Origin of the sequence: Rhodopirellula sp. JB055 (genome assembly GCF_043100905.1) — a bacterium.
Classification (GTDB): Bacteria; Planctomycetota; Planctomycetia; order Pirellulales; family Pirellulaceae; genus Rhodopirellula.
On record NZ_JBICHO010000189.1, the window covers coordinates 1 to 4,567 of the forward strand.

The 4,567-nt window shown below is 56.9% G+C and carries 6 protein-coding genes; 2 read left to right on the forward strand and 4 right to left on the reverse strand.

Features of this window, described 5'->3' with window-relative positions; all coding sequences use genetic code 11:
- Nucleotides 1–719, forward strand: a 719-nt coding sequence (locus tag ACF8AM_RS07630) for a sulfatase (protein WP_392555059.1), incomplete at its 5' end; no start/stop codon positions are given.
- 1 nt (nt 720) lies between these two features.
- On the opposite strand, the gene ACF8AM_RS07635 is transcribed toward ACF8AM_RS07630, so the two are convergent.
- The 4 genes from ACF8AM_RS07635 to ACF8AM_RS07650 all read right to left on the reverse strand — a co-directional run bounded on the left by ACF8AM_RS07635 (nt 721) and on the right by ACF8AM_RS07650 (nt 3,299).
- Nucleotides 721–1,143, reverse strand: coding sequence for a TadE/TadG family type IV pilus assembly protein (locus ACF8AM_RS07635; protein ID WP_392555060.1), 423 nt, complete (start codon nt 1,141–1,143; stop codon nt 721–723).
- 49 nt (nt 1,144–1,192) lie between these two features.
- A complete protein-coding gene (locus ACF8AM_RS07640) occupies nt 1,193–2,284 on the reverse strand; it encodes a VWA domain-containing protein (protein WP_392555061.1) in 1,092 nt (363 codons plus the stop codon).
- A 76-nt stretch (nt 2,285–2,360) separates the two neighbouring features.
- Nucleotides 2,361–2,798: a TadE/TadG family type IV pilus assembly protein gene (locus ACF8AM_RS07645; protein WP_392555062.1), complete on the reverse strand. Its 438-nt coding sequence runs from the start codon at nt 2,796–2,798 to the stop codon at nt 2,361–2,363.
- A gap of 9 nt (nt 2,799–2,807) precedes the next feature.
- On the reverse strand, nt 2,808–3,299 hold the full coding sequence (locus ACF8AM_RS07650; protein WP_392555063.1) for a hypothetical protein: 492 nt from the start codon (nt 3,297–3,299) through the stop codon (nt 2,808–2,810).
- A gap of 274 nt (nt 3,300–3,573) precedes the next feature.
- Here ACF8AM_RS07650 and ACF8AM_RS07655 point away from each other — a divergent pair, with 274 nt between their 5' ends.
- Nucleotides 3,574–4,428 (forward strand): phytanoyl-CoA dioxygenase family protein, encoded by an 855-nt coding sequence (locus ACF8AM_RS07655; RefSeq protein ID WP_392555064.1) that lies wholly within the window; start codon nt 3,574–3,576, stop codon nt 4,426–4,428.
- Nucleotides 4,429–4,567: the final 139 nt, after the last annotated feature.

Sequence of the window (4,567 nt, forward strand, 5' to 3'; positions counted from 1 at the left end):
GAGAAGGACTGGAGCGGTTGCGTGTGCTGGACAACACGTTGATTTGGTTCTGCAGTGACAACGGTGGTTTGCCAGGCATCGAACCATCGACAACGGCTCCGCTGCGAGGTCACAAGTCGCAGCTTTATGAGGGTGGGCTGCGGGTGCCTTGTGTGTTGCATTGGCCCGATCAGATTCAGGCTGGACGCGTCAGTCGGGTTCCAGCTTGTGCGACCGACATTGCGCCGACGCTGGTGGATTTGCTGGGATTGCCCGGTGACTCACTGACCACGCCTGTCGATGGGATCAGTTTGTTACCAGTGATTCAGGGTCAGGATGAGGCGGCGGTGTCGCATCGCGAAAAACCGATTGGGTTTCGGTTTCGTGGCAACTCGGCCGTGGTCGACAACCAGTGGAAGTTGATTCGCGAAACACGAAAGAAGAAGGGGCAATTGGTGGTCAGCGAACAGTTGTATCAACTGGACAATGACGTTGCCGAGAGCGAGGACGTGGCGGATGCTCATCCCGAGATCGCGTCGCGTTTAAGCGAATGGTTGGCAGAATGGAATGCGTCGGTCGATGACAGCGTGGCGGGGTTGGATTATCCAGAGGGTCGCGTGAATCCAGACCATGCTGAACCGATGTTTTGGGCCAACGATTCGCGATACGAAGCGTTCATCGAAGAGTGGCGTGAGCGCCCGGAGTATCGATCGTTCTTGAAGACTCGTTTGGCAAAGTGAGCTAGCGGCCTTCACGCCGCATCGTCAGTTCACGTTGCAGTTCTTTGCCGAGAAAGTAGTCTGCCGGGACGTAAGTGTTGCGGTCCAGCGGAACGGTCACGCGTACGGTGATGTCTTGGGTGGCGTCGGTGATGTTGGCGGGTTCGACTTCCAGGGTGAAATCATCGATCCCGATGGTTCCCAGGATCCGAGTGGCTTCGGCTTGGATTTCGGCGTTGGTGCCACCGGGGATGATTCCCACGCGTGCGCCTTCGTAGACGGCGTTGTCGATCGTGTGCCGGACCATCGCGACTCGCATGAATTCGAAGCCTGCGAAGAAAAACAGGAACAACAGCGGAACGACGATGGCGAATTCGACCGCAACGGCGCCTTGCCGAGCGTCCGGATGGATGGTGCGTTGGCGAGAGTGAGTCGGCGAGAGCATGGGAATTATTGGGGAGAAGTGGTGCGTGTGGATTGGCGGTCGATCGATCTCACTCGGTCAGGACCGTTCCCAGTGTCAGGGCGATCTCGCGGTAGATTTCGCGGAGTTGGTTGCCGTCGGTGGCGTGGAAGTGGCGACCGCCGCCGATCCGTGCGACGTCTTGCATGCGACCGAAATCGGCTCCTGCACCAAAGGTGATCGTGTGGATGGTGACCCCATCAGCGGCCAGGTCATTGGCCACGACACTGGGTTCGATGCCTCGGTTGTGGCGACCGTCGGTCATCACAATCATGGTGCGTTCGACAAATTCAGGTGGTCGACCACGCAGCGCGATCGCTCTCCCGGCTTGCATCCCGCCAGAGATGCTGGTGAATCCACCGGTTCGCAAGCCGTCCATGGCATTGGTGATTTCGACGAAGTTTTCAGTCAGTTGCACATCTTCCGAGGCTCGGTTGTTGTATGACGCCAGCCCAATTTGTTCATCGACGGGTGTGTTGGCAAGCATTTCGGTGAAGATTCGAATCGCATCACGCAGGTCAGCGAATCGGCTACCGCCCATGGATCCACTGCGGTCAACAACCAGCGTGATGTCACGTTCGACGTAGGTTGCTGTTGCGAATGCTTCGGGTTCAAAGATGGAGGTGCCCGTGATGTTGCCAAAGAACAGCGGCACCGGGCCGGACAGCGATCCGGTGGTCCGTTGGCCGTTGACACGAACCCCGTTGAATGGAGCTTGGCCGGATGTGAACGCGTACTTCCCGTTCACTTGCCGATCGGAGCGTCCGAACTGGAAATCACCGTCCGCGAGCAGCAGCGGTTGACCGTTGACCAAGTTGGCCTGTGCAATTTGCTGACCACGTCGAACGGCTTGGTTGCGGTCCAGTGTGTCGGCCAAGGTCGTGGCCGCGGCATTGGCGGCGGCATCGGTCGAAGACCGCAGTTCGGTTCGCGACAGGTGCATCTGAGCGATGTCGATCGAGAACGCGACGACAATCAGGAACAGGAACATCATGATCGCGATCAGCACCAGCATCGCCCCCTGCCGTTGCGGCGTGCGGCGGTTGGGATGACGATCCAATGCGACGCAGCGATCACGAAGTTTGCGAGACAGCGTCGGCGTGGTGTGGATGGCGGGGAGCATGCTGCGGTTCCGGACGAGACGGATGAAAGTGGGCGAGTCGAATGTCAGGTTTCGGATCAGGTGAAGCGTCGTGATCTCACTGTTTCAGCATCACGGTGTTGACGGTGAGCTGACGATCGGTGAGGAATCGTCCCAGCAGGGGACTGTTCGTTGCACTTGACGCGGTCACCGAGGTCACAATTTCGGACGCGCGTGCGGCATCGAGTGCTTCGCCGTTTGGAAAGGTGATTTGGTAGCCAACGATGCCGCGAGAATCGAGGACAGCGCGGGCGCGAGCTTCGGCGTCGGCGTTGCTGCGTCCGTCGCGAATCGCTTCTCGGGTGGACTCATACGCCGCCACGTTGAGTGACTGTTTCAGGAAGATCATGCTGGAAGCTTCGATCGAACCAAAAACCAACAGGATTAGGATGGGCAAGCAAACGGCAAACTCAACCGTCGCGACGCCGGATCGGCTTCCACGGGTTCGTCGGCTTGGAACGTTGCGGTCCCGAAGGTGGGAGGTAGGTGCAAACATCAGATGAATTCAGACTTGGGTGGTGGATGAGCTGGATTCGATGTCGGTGGACTGGCCATTTTCGTCAGCCAGCAGGCCGGTCCGCTGAGCCATGCGGTTGAAGGAATCGGCGACGTCTCGCCAAAAGTCGTTGGTGCGGAAACTCAATTTTGTAACCGGGCGGCCTTCCGCTGCATTCGTGATCTCGGTGCGGAGCCGCATGATTGGTCCGGCAAATCGATTGGTTAACTTCAGCGTGTCCAACACAAAGGCGGGAATCAACGCGAGTGAGATCAGGAAGAATGGCATGAACCGACGGACGCAGTCTTCGAACGAGTGCTGCCAAGTCAGGTCAGGATGTTCGAACAGACGCAACCACAGCAGCAAAGCGACGGAATTGCAGACGAAGAAGATGACCCAGTGAAAAGCGATTTTCTTGACGACGCCGTACTGAACGGCGCGATCGACCACGGTGGTGGAACGTTCCCGGCGTGGTGGATGTGTGTTGGCTGCGAAGGACAAGATGCAAACCGTTCGGACGTATTAAGTGCGGACAAAGGGATTGGAAGTGTCGCAACCGCCATGAAGGAATCAGTTGCATCCAACCCTAGTTCGCTTGGCTTGCTCGGCGCCTCCAACCCGATGGGTGGCGTCTCAGCTAATGAGAAAGTCGATGGACTGTGTCGCTTTTAACGGTCACGCCGGCATGTCCCCGCAAGTTGGTTGGGTTGAATCACCTGATGGACTCCCTGAGAATGGAGCGGTTCCCCACTCTCTTTCAGGATGTTCAGTTCCAATGAACGAAACCGGATCCCCATCGGGCACTTCTTTCGCGATCATTCCAGATCGAGAATCCATTGAAACGGTGCAACGCGACATTCGTTTCTTTCCCACTGAAAATGCGACGCCTCAGTTACTGAACGCCGATCAGATTGAGTCGTGGAATCGAGACGGTTATTTGGGGCCGTTGGATGTGCTCAATGCGGATGAGTCAGCTTCTTTGCGGGAGTACTTTGACGCGTTGTTGGCTGAGACGATGGCGGCGGGAAAAGACAGCTATTCGATCAGCAGTGCTCATCTGAAACACGCTCGCGTTTGGGATTTGCTGCAGCATCCGAAGTTGGTCGGCTATGTTTCGGATTTGCTAGGTGAGAATGTGATCGGCTGGGGCTCTCACTTTTTCTGCAAGATGCCTGGCGATGGAAAGCGTGTTGATTGGCATCAGGATGCCAGTTATTGGCCGCTGACTCCGACCAAAGCAGTGACGGTTTGGTTGGCGATTGATGACGCTGATCTGGACAATGGCGGGATGGAAGTTTTCACTGGTTCGCACACTCACGGTTTGATCGATTTTGACATGACGGAAACGGATTCGGGCAATGTCTTGGATCAGGTTGTCAATGAACCCGAGAAGTATGGGACGCACCGGTTCACTCCGGTTCGCGCTGGGCAAGTCTCGATTCATAGCGACCTGCTGGTTCACGGGTCCGCGCCCAACCAAAGTGACCGTCGACGATGCGGTTTGACATTGCGTTATTGCCCTGCCGATGTGACGGCTTACTTGGGTTGGGAAAAGAAAGGCGTGATCGTGTCAGGGACCGCTTCGCCGGACAAATGGCCAGGTGCTCAACGCCCCGATTCCCTGGTTTGAGCCATTCGCAGGCGAGTGATTGGTGTCATTCAGTGAGATTTCGCTGACATGAACGTCGTTTGCGATTGAAGTGCAACCGTTCGCGGTATGGTGGTCTGTTGACGCTAAAAGCGAGGGTTGATCGTAGTGGGGGGGGGGG